Here is a 17098-nt window from a genome sequence, read left to right on the forward strand (position 1 = left end):
CCTCCCCATCATAGGTAACCCTCCACGATCACGTCCTCCCCCAATCGCCGGATCAACGTTTCCCGGAGCATCAGGGCGTCGGTCAAGCGCTTCGGCGATCGCCCGCCGATCGCGCTGATCGCGTCCCGACCTCCCAGGAGTTTCGGCGCCAGCATGACGACGACTTTCTGGACGACCCCGGACCGTAGGGCCGAGGCGTTGACCTCGGCACCGCCTTCGATGAGGACCGAGGTGATGTCCATCGCACCAAGCCGTCGCATCAGATCCCGCAAATCGACCATCCCGTCTCGGGACCTCGTTGTCAGGACACGCACGCCGCGCTGCTCCAAACGCCGACGGCGTACCGCCGACGCCCGACTGGTCGTCGCGATGATGACCGCGGAGCCTCGGCGCGGCTTCAGGGCGCGGGCCGTCGGCGGGGTCGCCAACCGCTCGTCCACGATCACGCGGTGGGGGGTTCGCCTCCCTCGGCCGCCCCTTGCCGTCAGCTCGGGATCGTCCGCCAGGACCGTCCCCAATCCCACCAGCACCGCGTCGACTCGATCACGCAAACGATGGGTATAGTCGCGGGCCCGCGCGCCGCTGATCCAGCGCGATTCACCGCTGGACGTCGCAATCTTCCCGTCGAGCGTGGAGGCGATTTTCAACGTCACGAAGGGACGACCCGTTCTAATCCAGCGGGCATACGCTTCGTTCACGCGTTTCGCACGATCCCTGAGGACCCCCACGGTCGTCTCGATGTGGTGCTCGCGCAATCGCGCGATCCCTCGCCCCGACACGTTGGGATTGGGGTCCTCGGTGGCGATCACCACCCTGTTCGCCCCGGATGACAGAATCGCGTCCGTACAGGGAGGCGTGCGTTTGTCGAGGTGACAACACGGCTCGAGCGTGACGTACAACGTCGCGCCGCGAGCAAGGGTCGCGGCATTGCGAAGGGCGATGACTTCTGCATGGGGTTCTCCCGCCCGCCGGTGATACCCTTCGCCGACGATGCGTCCGCCGCGAACGACCACGGCCCCGACCGCAGGGTTGGGGCTGGTGCGCCCGCGCGCTCGCGCCGCAAGCGCAAGCGCACGACGCATGTACGCCTCGTCAGACACGGCCGACGATTATCGGGGAACGCGTTGGCGCTGTCAACGCGGGCGGGTCTATCCTCAGAACGGCCTCGGGACATTCGGGGACCGGAGCCTCGTCAGGTTCATGAGGTTAGAGCTACTGGGATCGCGCCCGCGACAACCAGGCCCAGCGTCCCAGCGGGGGAGCCTCGACACCCAGCGACGCCGTCAGCCTGCGCCGGAGCGCGTCTCCGTCCAAGTCCCGGTCGATTTCGCCGGCCGCGACCAACGAGATGGCACCGCTCTCCTCGGAGACCACGATGGCCAGTGCGTCACTGTCCTCCGTGATCCCGATGGCCGCACGATGCCGAGTACCGGTTCCCGCCGCGTCGCCGCTGAGCGTTCGGGCGGAGAGCGGCAGGAAGCACCCTGCTGCGGCGATCCGACCGCCTCGCAAGATCACAGCGCCGTCGTGCAAGGGCGAATACGGGAGAAACAAGCTGATCAGCAGATCCTTGGAGAGCCGCGCGTCGATCACGGTCCCAACCTCAACGGCGTCCAGGAGTTCCTGGGTCCGTTCGATCACGATGAGCGCTCCGATCCTACGGTTCGCGAGCGCAACCGCGGCCTTGAGCACCTCTTCGACGGCCAAACGGGCCTCGGGCTCGGGCGTCCGGTGGGCGGGGAACTGCGCGATCGAAGCCAGGGCTCGTCGGATCTCTGGCTGAAGGATAATCACCAGTGCCAGGACGAGTTCGGGCCACCAACGGGCAAGAGGCCAGTCGTTCGGGAACAGGCCAGCCCACTGGCCGAACACCGCTCCGACAAAGACGACCCCCGTACCGGCGACGACCCGGCGGGCGCCGGGAGCGCGGGCGCGGATCGCGATCCAGATCAGTACCGCACCGGCGAGCGTCGCGCCCAGCAGATCAGGCCACGCGAGACCGAACGGCGACGCCGACATCGCTTAGCCCGCTACGGGGTGGACCACGCGGGAGGGGCGTTTGATCGCCTCTACCGTGGCCACCACCTGCGCCATCGCGTCCACGTCGTGGACGCGCACGATCGCCGCGCCCTGCCAACTCGCGATGGCCACGGCGGCCGCCGTGGCCATCAACCGCTCCGCGGTCGGCCTAGGCGAGTGAACCCCGTCGTAGGCGAGGAAGGATTTCCGCGACGGGCCCACCACCACGGGGTAACCCAGCGCGCGGACACGATCCAACCCCGCAAGGATCTGGTAGCTGTACCGGGGGTCCGCACCGACAAACCAGCCCAATCCAGGGTCCACCAGGATGCGGGCGTCGTCGATCCCCGCTGAACGCGCCGCGGCGATGCGCTGGCGCAGAAAGTCACACACGGTGTCGATGACGTCGTCGTAACGCACGTCGCGGCGGGTGGTGCGCGGGGTGGGGTCTTTTGCGTACATGAGAACGACGGAGGCCTTGGCCGCGGCCACCGCGCCGGCCATCTCGGGATCTCCCCGCAACGCAGAGACGTCGTTGACCATCGCGGCACCGGCGGCCAGCGCCTCGCGGGCCACGGCAGCCTTGGTGGTGTCGACGGAGACCGGCACGCGCAGTTCGCGCACCAGCGCGCGAACCACCGGGATGACGCGCCGTCGCTCCTCATCGAGCGACACGTCCTGGGAGTCGGGCCCCGTGGATTCGCCGCCCACGTCGATCCACTCGGCCCCCGCGGCCTCGAACCGCCGAGCCCGGTCCACCGCAGCGTCAACGGTCGTGGTTTGACCGCCGTCCCAGAACGAATCGGGCGTGACGTTCAAGATGCCCATTACCTGGGTGCGCTGGTCGTGGACCACCCTGTCTCCATCAGTCTTGTGCGGCGCGAGGGTCGCCGAGCGCAAGACTTCACCGGGTTGAGAGGGAGGAGCTGTCCGTCAGGCTGAGGCAGCGGCGCCGATGATCTTCTCGATCTCGGGCGCATCCAACACTTCGCGTTCCAACAAGGCTTCCGCCAACGCCTTGAGCGCGTTCATGTTGTTTCGGATGAGCGTCTTCGCGCGTTCGTAGTTTTCCGTGACCAGGCGTTTGACTTCGTGGTCGATTTCCACCGCGGTGTGCTCGCTGTAATCGCGGTGCTGAGCGATTTCACGACCAAGGAAGATTTCCTGCTCTTTCTTCCCGAACGTCAAGGGGCCCATCTTTTCGCTCATCCCCCACTCACAGACCATTTTGCGGGCCAACTCGGTCGCGCGCTCGATGTCGTTGCCCGCCCCGGTGGTCATGAAATTCAGCACCAACTCCTCCGCGGCGCGACCGCCCATCAGGATCGCGATGTTGTTGTATAAGTACTCCTTGGGATACGTGTACCGATCGTCCGTCGGCAACTGCATCGTGAGGCCCAGCGCCCGGCCGCGCGGAATGATCGTTACCTTGTGGAGGGGATCGGTTCCCGGTATCAGGCGGGCCACCAACGCGTGTCCGGCTTCGTGGTACGCGGTGGTGCGTTTTTCTTCATCGCTCAAGATCATGCTGCGACGTTCCACTCCCATCAACACCTTGTCTTTGGCGAACTCGAAGTCCTCCATCTCCACGGCCTTCTTGCCTTTACGAGCGGCCAGCAGCGCGGCTTCGTTCACCAGGTTCTCCAGATCCGCGCCCGCGAAGCCCGGTGTCCCGCGCGCAACCACTTCCAGGGACACGTCCTTGGACATCGCGACCTTTTTAGTGTGGACGCGAAGAATTTCGACCCGCCCCTTGAGGTCAGGGCGCGCCACCACCACCTGTCGATCGAACCGCCCCGGGCGCAGCAAGGCTGGATCGAGCACGTCGGGCCGGTTGGTCGCCGCCACCAGAATCACCCCTTCGTTGGTGTCGAATCCGTCCATTTCGACGAGCAACTGATTCAGCGTCTGTTCGCGCTCGTCGTGCCCGCCGCCCAGACCCGCGCCTCGCAGCCGGCCGACCGCGTCGATCTCGTCGATGAAGATGATGCACGGCGCGTGTTTTTTCCCCTGCTCGAACAGGTCGCGCACGCGCGACGCACCGACGCCCACGAACATTTCGACGAAATCCGATCCCGAGATCGAGAAGAACGGGACACCCGCCTCTCCGGCGATCGCTTTCGCCAACAGCGTTTTCCCCGTCCCCGGAGGCCCCACGATCAACACGCCTTTGGGAATGCGGCCCCCCAGTTTCTGGAATTTCGGAGGGTCCTTCAAAAACTCGATGATTTCCTGGACCTCGTCTTTGGCTTCGTCGGCCCCGGCCACGTCGGCGAACGTTACCTTTTTGCGGTCCTCGGACAACAGACGGGCGCGGCTCTTCCCGAACGACAGCGCCTTGTTGCCGCCCACCTGCATCTGGCGCATAAAGAAAATCCACAGCCCCAGGAACAAGATGAACGGTCCCCAGCTGACCAGAAATGTGATGTACCACGGATTTTCATCCGGCGGCTTGGCGACGATCCGAACGTTCTTCTCGCGAAGCTGGTTGATGAGATCCGGGTACGGCGCCGCGTACGTCTTGAACTTGCCGCCGTCCTTGAGCACTCCGGTCAAAAAATTCTCTTTGATCGTGACTTCGTTGATTTCGCCGCGCTCGAGCTTGGTCATAAAGTCGCTGAAAATCAGATCAGCCTCGTCCGTTCGCGGGGGAACCGTAAACAGATTAAACAACAGGATCATGAACAGACCGATCACGATCCAAAGCGCCAGATTTTTCATACGCGGATTCATGCAGACGTTGCCTCCTCGTCGCCCCTGCATCGCGGCACCTGCGCGCCCTCGACCGGCAGGGTCAGACGTGAAGCTGATCTTACCACAGCGTTTTCCGGCTTTACAACACGGCCGGGCGGGCCGCCGCTCGCTCGGTCAATCCTGGTCGTCAACCTGATCGAGCACGGCGATGTAGGGCAGGTTGCGGTACTGGTTCTTGTAGTCCAACCCGTACCCCACGACGTACTTGTTGGGGATCGTGAACCCCACGTACTCCAACGTGACGTTCACGGTCCGGCGTTCCGGCTTGTCCAGCAGTGCGCACACGCGCAAGGAATTCGGATGGCGCACCAGGAGCTTTTTCTTGAGGAAGCTCAACGTCAGCCCGGAATCCACGATGTCCTCGACCAGGATGACGTCGTGTCCCTTGATGTCGACCGTGAGATCCGAAATGACCTTCACGCGACCGCTGGAACGTGACGATTGGTAACTCGACACTACCAGGAAGTCCACCTCCGCCGGCACGTGGACGGCCCGAATCAGGTCGGAGAAGAACGCGAACGCGCCCTTGAGCACGCCGATCATGACCACGTCGCGCCCTTGGTAATCTTCGCTGATCCTTCGCCCCAAGTCCTTGACCCGCCGGGCGATCTCCTGTTGGTTGATCAACGGTTTGCCGAAGACGCGTGTCACGGTCTGGCTTCCTTTTGCCCCGGAACCCCTACGCTCGCGACTTCCACCTCGATCGCCGGTCCTCCCGGTTTCGGGTGATACCGACGGTCACGGCGAAATCCCACCACCCACACCACGGCATCCCCTGCCGTCAGGACCGGGATCGCGGCCCGGCGCCAACTCGGCACTCGTTCATCAACCAAGAGATCCTGCACGCGCCTGCGGCCCCTCATGCCCTCGGGAAACACGTAGTCGCCGGGACGCCGACTCCGCACACTTAGCATACCAGGAAGGCGGTCGCTGTCGAACGCCGCTTCCCAGCGTCCGAAGGGCCGGTTGCGCAGGAACGCTTCGGTGCGTCGAACGCGGACCACTACTCCCCACGCCGAGAGCCGGTACTCGCCTTCGCGTGCCAAGACCACCGGGAGTGCCGGAGCCCGCTCGATTTCGCGGGTCAGACGCACGCGGTTGGAGGCGAACTCGATCCGCAGACCCAGGCCCAGAGTGAGTCGTCCGGACGTCCGCTCGGCGCACCCGTGCGCCGCCGCGTCGATCCGCTCGGCGGAGAAATGGTCCATTGCGACGCCGAGCCCGGCCACGGCGAATCGAATCACCCGACGTCGAATCGCCATCGGGAGATCGCCCAGCGGCCGTTTGTCCAGATCCACCCACTCCGGACCCGATTCAACCCGGACCCGATCACACGCCGCGCGCGCCGCGGCGTCGAGCCACGCGGCGTCGTCCGCCAGCAGCGCCGCGCTTCGAGCCATCGCGTGCACGGCGCGGGGGTTGAGTGCCCGCAGGGCGGGCATCACCTCGCGGCGAACCCGCGCGCGGAGAAATTTGGGGTCGTCGTTGGAGGGATCCCGCACCGGGGTGACGCCACATTCAGCGACGTAGGCCTCGACCTCGGCCCGGGAGATCTCGAGCAGCGGCCGGATCACGCGTCCCCGGACCGCGGGGATTCCCGCCAGCGCGGTCGTCCCGGCACCACGCACCCAGCGCATCAGCACGGTTTCGGCCTGATCATCCGCGGTGTGCGCGGTGGCGATCCAGCGCGCACCTACCACATCGGCCACGCGGTCGAAAAACGCGTACCGCGCGAGCCGAGCAGCCGCCTGTAGGCCGCGTCCGCGTGCGTCGATATCGCCGGTCGCCGCCGTCTCCACGGTGCAGGGGACTCCCCATTGCTCGCCGATTGCGGCCACGACCCGAGCCTCCGCAGCCGATCGCTCGCCTCGTAGGCCGTGATCATAATGCGCCGCGTGCAGAACGAATCCTTGCTCGCTCGACAGCCGGTGAAGCACGTGGAGCAGCGTCAGCGAGTCCGGCCCCCCGGACACGCCGGCGACCACGGTCTCCCCGCGCGCCACCGGACCCAGACGAGTCAATGCGTCGCGCACGCGGTCCACGATCGCACCCTGCGTCCCGCGTCGGATGGCGGCGTGGGTGGTCACGGCCGCCCGCCCCGCGCGGCCAGGGCCGCTCGCGCCGCCGCGACGTCACGACCGATCTGGGCGATCAGCGCGTGCGAGTCGGCGAACCGCTCTTCGCCTCGGATCCATCGCAAAAACGCGATGCGCAGGCGATGGTCGTATCTGGCGGTCTCCGGCCCGAACAGGTGCACCTCGACTTGGAGCGGGTGGGGTCCAAACGTGGGCTGCGAACCGACGTAGACCACTCCCTCCAAATCCCGATCACCCGAAGACAGGTCGTCGATCAGCGCCGCGTAGATCCCGATTTTCGGCAACATCTGGATCCCGGGGCTGAGGTTGGCGGTGGGATAGCCCAGCGCGCGGCCGCGACCGTCGCCCGGCCTCACGACCCCCTCCGCCGCATACGGGCGGCCCAGCAATGTTTCGGCATCTTCCACCCGTCCCTCGCGAAGCAACCCGCGGATCGCGGACGAACTCACCATCGTGTCTCCCACCAAGACCGGCGCGCGGACCACGACCCGCATTCCCAGCGACGCGCCGAGGCGCTCCAGGTCCTCCGCGCGCCCTTCGCGCCCCTTTCCGAACTTGAAGTTCCGACCCACGAAGACTTCGCGCGCCCCAAGCCGCTCCCCAAGGTCCTCTCGGACGAACTGCTCGGCGCTCCGCCGCGCGAACTCCAGCGTGAACGGGAGGACGAGCACCACGTCGACGCCCAACGCCTCCAGCAGCGCCAGCTTCTGATCCGTCGTGGTCAGCAGGGAGTGCGAGGCCTCGGGGTGCAGGACGCTGACCGGATGGGGATCGAACGTCAACACCACGCTGGTTCCGTCGATATCCCTGGCGCGGCGCACGGCCTCGGTGATGATCGCCTGGTGCCCGCGGTGCACCCCGTCGAAGTTCCCGATCGCCACCACGGGGGTGCGGATCGGCTGATCCGGAAGTCGCCGAAGAACCGTGGTCATTGCTTGGGCGTGCGCCCGATCGCTGGGTTCACGCCTCTCACGGCAGGACGCCGCCGTGGTCTCGCATCCATCGCGCCGCCTCTTTCGCGTAATAGGTGACGATGAGATCGGCGCCGGCGCGCCGGATCGCGGTCAACGACTCAACCGCCACCCGCTGTTCCTCCAGCCAGCCCGCCCGCGCCGCGGCTTTGAGCATGGCGTACTCCCCGCTGACCTGGTAGGCCGCCACCGGACGACGGAAGGTATCCTTGACGCGGCGGATAACGTCCAGATACGGCATGGCGGGTTTGACCATGACTATGTCCGCGCCCTCCTCCAAGTCAAGCCCTGCCTCGCGCACGGCTTCGTCCCCGTTGGCGGGATCCATCTGATAGCCGCGGCGATCGCCGAACCGCGGGGTGGATTGCGCGGCGTCGCGAAACGGTCCGTAAAATCCGGACGCGAACTTGGCGGCGTACGACAGAATCACCACCTCGGAGTGGCCCGCCGCGTCCAGTCCCCGACGGATCGCTCCCACGCGGCCGTCCATCATATCGGACGGGGCCACCATGTCCGCCCCGGCCCGCGCGTGCGCGAGCGCCTCCGCCACCAGACGGTCCAGCGTGGCGTCGTTCACGACATGTCCGTCTTCCACGATCCCGCAGTGCCCGTGGTCGGTATACTCGCACAGGCACACGTCGGTGATCACTGCAAGCTCCGGCACCTGTTCCTTGAGTGCGCGCACCGCGCGAGGCACCACGCCGTCGTCGCTCGACGCCTCTGAACCCACCGCGTCCTTCGTGGTGGGGATCCCGAACAACAAGACGGCCGGAACTCCCAACGCCGCCACTTCGTGCGCGTCTTTGACCAGCAGGTCGACCGAACGTTGGAAGACCCCGGGCATGGAGGCGACCTCGCGCGACACCCCTGAACCGGGCACGACGAACAACGGATAGATCAAATTATCCGCGCGCAGGCTCGTCTCGCGCACCATCCGCCGCAGCACCTCGCGACGCCGCAGCCTCCGGGGACGATCAATGGGGAAACTCATGGCTCCCTCCGATTCGTGGTCACGTGGGTGATCATCGCCTGCACGAGCGCGTCCATGGTTTGGCGTTGGGGCTGGATCGCCACCGCCAGTCCACGTTGACGCGCCCGCTCGGCCGTGGGCGGCCCCAGACACGCGACCACCGCGCGGCTCATCAGCGCGGCGTCGTCCCCGAGCGCGTCCATGAACCCCGCGACCGTTGACGGACTCGTGAACGTCACGATGGCGCCGGGTTGCCGTCGCAGCGATTCTCGAACCCGATCCGGTAGTTGATCGACCAACCGGGTCTCGTAGACCGTGACAACATCCACTTTCGCTCCCCGCGAGGTGAGCGCGTCCACGATCACTTCACGGGCGACTTTGGCCCGCGGGAGCAAGATCGCCGCGCCGGCTAAGGCTTCGTCGGCCAACGACGAGACCACGCCTTCGCCCGTGGATTCGTCGGCGACGCGGTCGGGGACGATGCCGTAGCGCCCAATCGCAGCGGCCGTCTTCTCCCCAATCGCACACACCCGCATGCCGCCCAACGCCCTCGCATCCGCGCCCCGCGCCAACACGCGGTCGAAAAACGCCGCCACCGCGTTGGCGCTGGTCAGGATCAGCCAGCGATAGCGGCCTAGGCGTGCGATCGCGGCGTCGACCTCCTCCCATGACTCGGGCGGGGCGATGCGGATCGCGGGCGCCTCGATCACGTCCGCGCCGGCCTCCAGCAGCCGCGCGACGAGATCCGCGGCTTGTGCTTCGGCCCTCGTCACGATCACCGTGCGGCCGAACAGCGGGCGGCGCTCAAACCAGTTGAGGCGCTCGCGCAGCCGCACCACCTCGCCCACCACGATCAATCCCGGGGGCTGAAGATCCAGTCGCGCCGCGTCGCGTTCGATCGTGTCCAGTCGACCGATGACGGTCTGCTGCCGGGGATACGTGCCCCAGCGGATCACCGCCACGGGGGTATCCGGCGGCCGTCCCCGCTCCAGCAACCGGTCAGCGATCTCGGCCAGGTGGGTCATCCCCATGACGAATACCAAGGTTCCGCTGGTAAGCGCGAGGTCCTCCCAAGGGATGGCTGATTCACCCCTACCCGCGTCTTCATGGCCGGTGGTGATGACCACGGTGGTGGCCGCCCCCCGGTGCGTCAACGGAATCCCGGCGTAGGCGGGCACCGCCACCACCGACGACACGCCCGGCACCACCTCGAACGGCACCCCTGCCTCGGCCAGCGCCAGCGCCTCTTCCCCCCCGCGTCCGAACACGAACGGGTCACCCCCTTTGAGTCGCGCCACCACCCTACCCTGTCGAGCCCGGGCGATCAACAGGGCGTTGATCGCCTCTTGGGTAAACCGCTGGGCGCCTTTGCGCTTGCCCGCGTCCACGATCTCCGCCCCCGGCGCGGCTTCCGCCAGCACGGCGGGGTGAACCAAATAATCGTAGACCACGACGTGGGCACGCCGCAAACACTCACGCCCGCGCACGGTGAGGAGTCCCGGATCTCCGGGACCCGCGCCAATCAGGTACACCATTCCCGGGCTGGCGCCGGCGTCATCCGGATTCGGCATAGATCGCCCGCAGCACGGCGTCGCCCCCTCGTCCCAACAGTCGCTCGGCCAGCTCGCGTCCCAACGTCGGCCCCTGCCCGGCGGCTCCGGCGATCTCGTCCCGCAACACGCGCTCGCCCCGCACGCCCGCGATGAGCCCTTGCAGCGTCAACCGGTCGCCGGCGAGCGTGGCGTGGGCCGCGATCGGGACCTGGCACCCGCCTTCGAGGCGCGCCAAGAACGCCCGCTCCGCCTCCACGCATGCGCGGGTGTCGGGGTGGTCCAGCACCGCCACCAGCCTGTTGACTCGCCCGTCGCTGCGCCGACACTCGATACCCAACGCGCCTTGTCCGATCGCCGGCAGGCACACGGTCGGGGCGAGGATTTCCGTGATCCGCGTCTCCCAGCCCAGCCGTCGGAGTCCCGCGGTCGCCAGCACGATCGCGTCCATCGCCCCGTCCGCCCCGTCGGCCACCTTACGCAGCCGCGTATCGAGATTGCCCCGCAGGCTCGCAATGGTGAAATCGTGTCGATAGGCCAACAACTGCGCCTGGCGTCGTAAGCTGCTGGTGCCGATGGTGGCGCCCGCGGGCAGTTTCGCCAGGGGCAGACCGCTCCGGCTGATCAACGCATCGTAGGGATCTTCACGCGGCGGGATCGCGGCCAGATGGAGCGGGTCGGGCAAGACCGTGGGCACGTCCTTCATGCTGTGGACTGCCAGATCCACGATGCCGCTCAGCAGAGCTTCCTCGATCTCTTTGACGAACAGGCCCTTGCCGCCCACGGTGGACAACGGCGCGTCCAGAATCTTGTCGCCCGTGGTCTTGATGATCGCCAGCGCGACGTCGAGGCCGGGATGCGCGGCTTGGAGTCGGGTTTTCACCCATTCGGCCTGCCAGCGCGCCAGCACGCTGCCTCGCGTGCCGATGGTCAGACGGGTGGAGGACGCGGCCATCACGTGCCGCGCGGTTCAGAACGGTCGGCCTGCGGCTCTCCGCCGCGCACGGAGTCATCAGCCGACCGTGACGGCTTCTCATCCAGATGAAACAGTCGCCGCACAATGTCCACGTACAGCGCACCGTGGGTTTGGGTCGCCTCGTCCTTGAGCACCACCAACGGAGCGTGCAACAGCTTGTTGACGAGCGCTGAGGTCACGCCATCGAGCGCGGCCCGCAGGTCCTGTTCGGACCCGTTTTTGTAGCGGGCCATCGCGCGCTCGACCTCGGCCTGCCGAAGGCGCTCGACTTGTTGACGGAGATCAACGATCGTGGGGGTGACCTCGAGCGATCTGAGCCACTTCACCATGTGAGCGAGTTCTTCCTCAATGATCGCTTCCGCCTTCACCGCCTCCTTTTCCCGTTCGCGGCGGTTGGCCTCGACCACCGAGTTGAGGTCGTCGATGTTGTACAAAAAGACGTCTTCCACCTCGTTCACGGCCGGGTCGATGTTGCGCGGCACGGCGAGGTCGATCAGGAACAGGGGGCGGCCTTTGCGACGCCGGGCCACGTCGGCCATTTGCCTCGCGTCGAGGAGGTAGTGACTCGCGCCCGTGGAGCAGATCACGATGTCGGCTCGGACCAGTTCGTCCATGAAGCCTTCGCGGGCAACGGCCTGGGCCGAGTATTCACGCGCCAACGCGTCGGCCTTGGCCTGATTTCGGGCGGCAATCACGATTCGCTCCGCGCCGTGCGACACGAGACTCTTGGCCGCCAGTTCCGCCATTTCCCCGGACCCCATCACCAACACGCGGGTCTCATCGAGGCTCCGGAAGATCTTGCGCGCCAGTTCAACTGCCGCGGAACTGACCGAGACCGCGCTCTCCGCCACGCGGGTCTCGGTGCGGATCCGTTTGGCGACCGAGATCGCCTTGTTGAAGAGTTTGTTGAGCACCACGCCGGTGGCCTTGTGCGCCAGCGCGGCGTCGAACGCGTCCTTGACCTGGCCCAGGATCTGGGGCTCGCCCAGGACCATGGAGTCGAGGCTCGCCGCCACGCGGAACACGTGCCGGATGGCCTCGGCCGACGCGTAGTAATAGAGATGAGGGGCCGGCGCCTCGCGGCCATCCGCGTGGTAGGAGCCGAAGAAGCGGGTCGCGCCCTCGAACCCGGCGTCGGTGTCCCGCACCGCGGCGCACACTTCCACGCGGTTGCAGGTCGAGAGAACCACGCCTTCCGCCACGCCTTGGCAGGACCGCAGGCGGTCGAGCGCGCCCGCCCACTCGGACTCCGGGAGCGCGTACCGTTCGCGCACCTCAACCGGCGCGGTGCGGTGACTCAACCCGACGACGATGATGTTCACGAGCGGCCGCCTTCCGATTGCCTTCCATGCCACACGTCCGCGTCACCCTACTGCACCCGCGGATACGCTGCTGCAACGGGCGGTCTCGCCGCTCAGTCGGTCAACGTACTGCAGAGAGTACGCCTCCCTCCTTCGACGGCTCCGAGCGCGCGTTGCTTCGCCATGTGTAAGGTACCTCAACAACCCGTCGCCAGCGCCTTACGGCGCCGAGCACATTTCGCTGGCGTCTGCGCGGTTTCGTGACGAACCCTCATGAATCATCCGGGCTACCATCAGCCAGTCAGACGGTCACCCGTCCGTCGGAGGACTGATGCAGGCACCAGAGGACCCGCCCGGCCGCGCTACTCTCCGAACGCCGACTCGAGCAACGGCTCGACTTCGCCCTTGCGCTCCATCTCATCGAGCACGTCCGTGTCGCCGTAGAATTGGCCATTGATGAAGACTTTGGGCAAGGTCGGCCAGTTGGTCATGCGGGAAAGATATTCCCGCTTCGGCATGTTGTCGAGGACGTCGATGACTTCGAACGGCCGCTTGTACTTGGCGAAGAACTGGATCGTCTCCACCGTGAATCCGCAGCGCGGCATCATTTTCGTGCCCTTGCCGTAAATGAGAATCTTGTGCTGCGCAATCTCCTGCTTAACCTCGTCTTCGATCGGATTGCTCATCGTCACTCCTTCCGAAAAGTCAAAAGGACTCCGTGTCCCGGAGCCTCATGTACGCGCAACGCCCGCCTCATCCGGCGTCTGGGCCTTCAACTCCGCCGCGTGGATACGACCATCCGCCATGGGATCGCGCAACGCCTGATAAATCAGCCGGTTGCGATCCAACAGATTCTTCCCCTGAAACGCGTTCGACACAACCCGGATCGCAAAGTGATCGCGCGTACCGGTGCGGTCCACGATGGCCACCTCGGCATCGGGCATCACGGCCCGCAGATAGTCCACAATCGCCTCGTTCGTGATCACACCGCCTCCTCCCAGGACATCGCCGGTCGTGTATCTTAGCGTATCCACAGCAACGGCGGCAAGTCAAAGACCGGACGAGGGACTGTCTTCCCGCTACGCAACAAACGCCAGAGACCAAGGCCCAGCCCCCGAAACCGCTCGGATGAACGGCGGGTCAGACGTTGAAACGGAAGTAGATCACGTCGCCGTCTTTGACCACGTACTCCTTGCCTTCCAGGCGCAGCAGGCCTTTCTCTTTCACGGCGGCGGTGGATTTGAGGGTCAGGAGGTCATCGCAGGACATGACTTCGGCCCGGATGAAGCCTTTTTCGATGTCGGAGTGGATCTTGCCCGCGGCTGCGGGGGCTTTGGTGCCGGCGGTCACGGTCCAGGCGCGGCATTCGTCTTCGCCCGCGGTGAAGAAGGTGATCAGGCCCAGCAGCTTGTAGGCCGCGTGCGCCAAGCGGTCCAGGCCGGACTCTTTGAGGCCGAGGCCCGCGAGGAATTCGGGGCGATCGGCTTCTGGCAGTGCGGCGATCTCTTCTTCGACCTTGCCGCTGATGACCACCAGGGGTGCCCCCTCGGCCGCGGCCAAACGGCGTAACGGCGCGACCAGCGAGTTCTGGGGCTCGCCCGCGGTTTCCGCGGCCACGTCGGCCTCAGCCACGTTGGCCACGTAGAGCAATGGCTTGCCGGTGAGCAAGCGCAGGTCCTTGAGGATCGGCGCGTCTTCTTCGGTCGCTGGAAAGGTGCGGGCGGGTTTGCCGTCGCCCAGGTGTCTGACCACGCGCGCCATGAGCTCTGCTTCGTGGCGCGCGGCCTTGTCCGCGGTTTTAGTGCGTTTCTCCGCGGTTTGTTTGCGGCGCTCGGCCGTGTCCAAGTCGGCCAGGATCAACTCAGTGGTAATGATCTCCACGTCGCGGTCCGGATCCACCTTGCCCGCCACGTGCACCACGTCGGGATCCTCGAAACAGCGGACCACGTGCACGATGGCGTCCACCTCGCGGATGTGGCTGAGGAACTTGTTGCCCAGCCCCTCGCCTTGGCTCGCGCCTTTAACCAAGCCCGCGATGTCCACGAACTCCACCGTGGCCGGCGTGGTTTTCTTGGGGTGGTAGAGGGCGGACAGCGCGGTCAGCCGCGCATCCGGCACCTGCACGATGCCCACATTCGGCTCGATCGTGCAAAACGGATAATTGGCTACCGCGGCCTGGGCCGCGGTGAGCGCGTTAAAGAGGGTGGACTTCCCAACGTTGGGAAGTCCCACAATCCCGCAGTTCAAAGACATTTTGTTTTTTTCTTTTCAGGGGCACGCGGCTCAACTGGCCGCGGAGAAGGTGGCAGATGCAAGGCGGAGCGAGGTTTTGCGCCGGAGCATACTGTATCGTACGTGAGGACGCAAAACCGCAGCGACAACGCCGCAGATGCCGCCTTATCGGCGGCCAGCTACACGATCAACGGTACAACCAATAAGGCCACGATGTTAATAATCTTGATCATCGGATTGATCGCCGGCCCCGCCGTATCCTTATACGGGTCGCCGATGGTATCGCCGGTCACTGCGGCCTTGTGTGCATCGCTGCCTTTGCCTCCGTGGTGACCCTCTTCGATGTACTTCTTGGCGTTATCCCACGCCCCGCCGCCGCTGGTCATGGAGATCGCGACAAACAGCCCGGTCACGATGCTGCCCACCAACACGCCACCGAGCGCCTTGGGCCCCAAGGCCATGCCGACGATGAGAGGAGTCAGAACCGGGATCAGCCCCGGGACGATCATCTCGCGGATGGCCTGGCGCGTCACGATGTCCACGGCACGACCGTAGTCCGGCTTGGCCTTGCCTTCCATGATGCCCTTGATCTCCCGGAACTGGCGCCGCACCTCTTCTACCACCATCCCGGCCGCCTTGCCCACGGCTTCCATGGAGAAGGCCGCAAACAGATACGGCAGCAACCCGCCGATGAACAGCCCGACCAGCACGTCGGGATCGCTCAGCGTAAATTGAATCGCTGCGGCGCCCGAGTGGATGTTGATCTCTTCGGTGTAGGCGGCGAACAGCACCAACGCCGCGAGCCCCGCCGACCCGATGGCATACCCCTTGGTCACGGCCTTGGTGGTGTTGCCCACCGCATCGAGTGGATCGGTCACGTTGCGAACCGACTTGTCCAACCCCGCCATTTCCGCGATCCCGCCCCCGTTGTCCGTGATCGGGCCGTAGGCGTCCAACGCCACCACGATTCCCGCCATCGACAACATGGACACCGCCGCGATGGCCACGCCGTAAATGTCAGCCAGGCTGTAGGAAGCGAGCACCCCGCCGGCAATGACGAGCACCGGGAGCGCGGTGGATTTCATGCCCACGGCCAAGCCCGCGATGACGTTGGTCGCGTGGCCGGTGGTCGAGGCTTGCGCAATGTCGCGGACCGGCTTGTACGCGGTGGACGTATAGTACTCCGTGATCATCACCAGAAACGCGGTGACCACCAGCCCCACCAACGCCGAGAGGTAGATCGCCATCACGCCCGGCCCCTCGCTTCCCGACATCAGCCACGTGGTCACCGGGTAGAACGCCACCGCGGACAGAGCCGCGCTCCAGATCAAGCCTTTATACAGCGCGCCCATGATGTTGCCGTTCGATCCCAGTCGGACGAAAAACGTCCCGATGATCGACGCCACGATGGAGATGCCGCCCAAGACCAACGGGTAGACCAACGCGGACTCGGCCGACGCGCCCGAAAACATCAGGGCGCCCAGGAGCATCGCGGAGATGATGGTCACGGCGTAGGTCTCGAACAGGTCAGCCGCCATGCCGGCGCAGTCCCCCACGTTGTCGCCCACGTTGTCCGCGATCACGGCGGGGTTGCGGGGATCATCTTCCGGAATCCCAGCTTCCACCTTGCCCACCAGGTCCGCGCCCACGTCCGCGGCCTTGGTGAAGATGCCGCCGCCCAGCCGCGCGAAGATGCTGATCAAGCTGCCGCCGAAGCCCAAGCCCACCAGCGGCGTGATGTTGACCGCTGCGCCGGCCGGGGTGGTGGCTTTCAGGAACCAGTAATAACCCGCCACGCCCAATAGCCCCAGGCCCACCACCAGCAGGCCGGTCACCGCGCCACCCCGGAATGCCACATTGAACGCCGCCGCCAATCCGTTGCGCGCGGCTTCTGCGGTCCGCACGTTCGCGCGCACCGACACGTTCATGCCGATGTAGCCAGCCAACGCCGACAACACCGCGCCGATCGCAAAGCCCACCGCAGTTTTCCAGCCCAAGGCCACCAACAGCGCGACGAACAGGCCCCCCCCCACCAGGGCGATGGTGGTGTACTGGCGGTTCAGGTACGCCTTGGCGCCTTCTTGAATCGCGTGCGCGATTTCCTGCATCCGCTGGGAGCCGGCGGACAACCCGACGACCCATCGCGCGCTGATCGCTCCGTACGCGATCGCCGCGGCTGCGCACCCCAAGGCGAAGACCATCGCCACGACCGTGATCGACATCACTTCA

The 17098-nt window shown here is 65.9% G+C and carries 15 protein-coding genes; all 15 read right to left on the reverse strand.

What is annotated here, in order from left to right; all coding sequences use genetic code 11:
- Positions 1-8: 8 nt before the first annotated feature.
- Positions 9-1100, reverse strand: a complete 1092-nt coding sequence (gene ribD / locus AB1451_07980; GenBank protein ID MEW6682847.1) for a bifunctional diaminohydroxyphosphoribosylaminopyrimidine deaminase/5-amino-6-(5-phosphoribosylamino)uracil reductase RibD — start codon at positions 1098-1100, stop codon at positions 9-11.
- Between the two features lie 112 nt (positions 1101-1212).
- Entirely contained in the window at positions 1213-2019 is an 807-nt protein-coding gene (locus tag AB1451_07985; GenBank protein MEW6682848.1) for a diadenylate cyclase, read from the reverse strand.
- Between the two features lie 3 nt (positions 2020-2022).
- Positions 2023-2874, reverse strand: coding sequence for a dihydropteroate synthase (gene folP, locus AB1451_07990; GenBank protein MEW6682849.1), 852 nt, complete (start codon positions 2872-2874; stop codon positions 2023-2025).
- Positions 2875-2952: 78 nt separating this feature from the next.
- Positions 2953-4752 carry an ATP-dependent zinc metalloprotease FtsH gene (gene ftsH, locus AB1451_07995; protein ID MEW6682850.1) on the reverse strand — a complete coding sequence of 600 codons (1800 nt, stop codon included), beginning with the start codon at positions 4750-4752 and terminating at the stop codon, positions 2953-2955.
- 135 nt (positions 4753-4887) lie between these two features.
- Positions 4888-5424 carry a hypoxanthine phosphoribosyltransferase gene (gene hpt / locus AB1451_08000; GenBank protein MEW6682851.1) on the reverse strand — a complete coding sequence of 179 codons (537 nt, stop codon included), beginning with the start codon at positions 5422-5424 and terminating at the stop codon, positions 4888-4890.
- On the reverse strand, positions 5421-6860 hold the full coding sequence (gene tilS / locus AB1451_08005; protein MEW6682852.1) for a tRNA lysidine(34) synthetase TilS: 1440 nt from the start codon (positions 6858-6860) through the stop codon (positions 5421-5423). Before tilS ends, hpt begins: the two co-directional genes overlap by 4 nt.
- The gene (locus AB1451_08010) at positions 6857-7801 is read right to left on the reverse strand and encodes a bifunctional riboflavin kinase/FAD synthetase (protein MEW6682853.1); all 945 of its coding nucleotides are present in this window, start codon (positions 7799-7801) and stop codon (positions 6857-6859) included. Before AB1451_08010 ends, tilS begins: the two co-directional genes overlap by 4 nt.
- A 37-nt stretch (positions 7802-7838) precedes the next feature.
- Positions 7839-8831, reverse strand: coding sequence for a porphobilinogen synthase (gene hemB / locus AB1451_08015; GenBank protein ID MEW6682854.1), 993 nt, complete (start codon positions 8829-8831; stop codon positions 7839-7841).
- Positions 8828-10381 (reverse strand): uroporphyrinogen-III C-methyltransferase, encoded by a 1554-nt coding sequence (cobA, locus tag AB1451_08020; GenBank protein MEW6682855.1) that lies wholly within the window; start codon positions 10379-10381, stop codon positions 8828-8830. Before cobA ends, hemB begins: the two co-directional genes overlap by 4 nt.
- Positions 10365-11315 (reverse strand): hydroxymethylbilane synthase, encoded by a 951-nt coding sequence (hemC, locus tag AB1451_08025; GenBank protein MEW6682856.1) that lies wholly within the window; start codon positions 11313-11315, stop codon positions 10365-10367. The genes cobA and hemC overlap by 17 nt, the downstream gene beginning before the upstream one ends.
- The gene (gene hemA, locus AB1451_08030) at positions 11315-12658 is read right to left on the reverse strand and encodes a glutamyl-tRNA reductase (protein MEW6682857.1); all 1344 of its coding nucleotides are present in this window, start codon (positions 12656-12658) and stop codon (positions 11315-11317) included. Before hemA ends, hemC begins: the two co-directional genes overlap by 1 nt.
- Before the next feature lie 341 nt (positions 12659-12999).
- A complete protein-coding gene (locus tag AB1451_08035; GenBank protein MEW6682858.1) occupies positions 13000-13323 on the reverse strand; it encodes a glutaredoxin domain-containing protein in 324 nt (107 codons plus the stop codon).
- A 45-nt stretch (positions 13324-13368) separates the two neighbouring features.
- Positions 13369-13623, reverse strand: coding sequence for a BolA/IbaG family iron-sulfur metabolism protein (locus tag AB1451_08040; protein ID MEW6682859.1), 255 nt, complete (start codon positions 13621-13623; stop codon positions 13369-13371).
- Positions 13624-13777: 154 nt separating this feature from the next.
- Entirely contained in the window at positions 13778-14890 is a 1113-nt protein-coding gene (gene ychF, locus AB1451_08045; protein ID MEW6682860.1) for a redox-regulated ATPase YchF, read from the reverse strand.
- A gap of 158 nt (positions 14891-15048) precedes the next feature.
- The gene (locus tag AB1451_08050) at positions 15049-17085 is read right to left on the reverse strand and encodes a sodium-translocating pyrophosphatase (protein MEW6682861.1); all 2037 of its coding nucleotides are present in this window, start codon (positions 17083-17085) and stop codon (positions 15049-15051) included.
- Between the last annotated feature and the right edge of the window lie 13 nt (positions 17086-17098).

Source organism: Nitrospirota bacterium, assembly GCA_040757335.1.
Taxonomy (GTDB): domain Bacteria; phylum Nitrospirota; class Nitrospiria; order 2-01-FULL-66-17; family 2-01-FULL-66-17; genus JBFLXB01.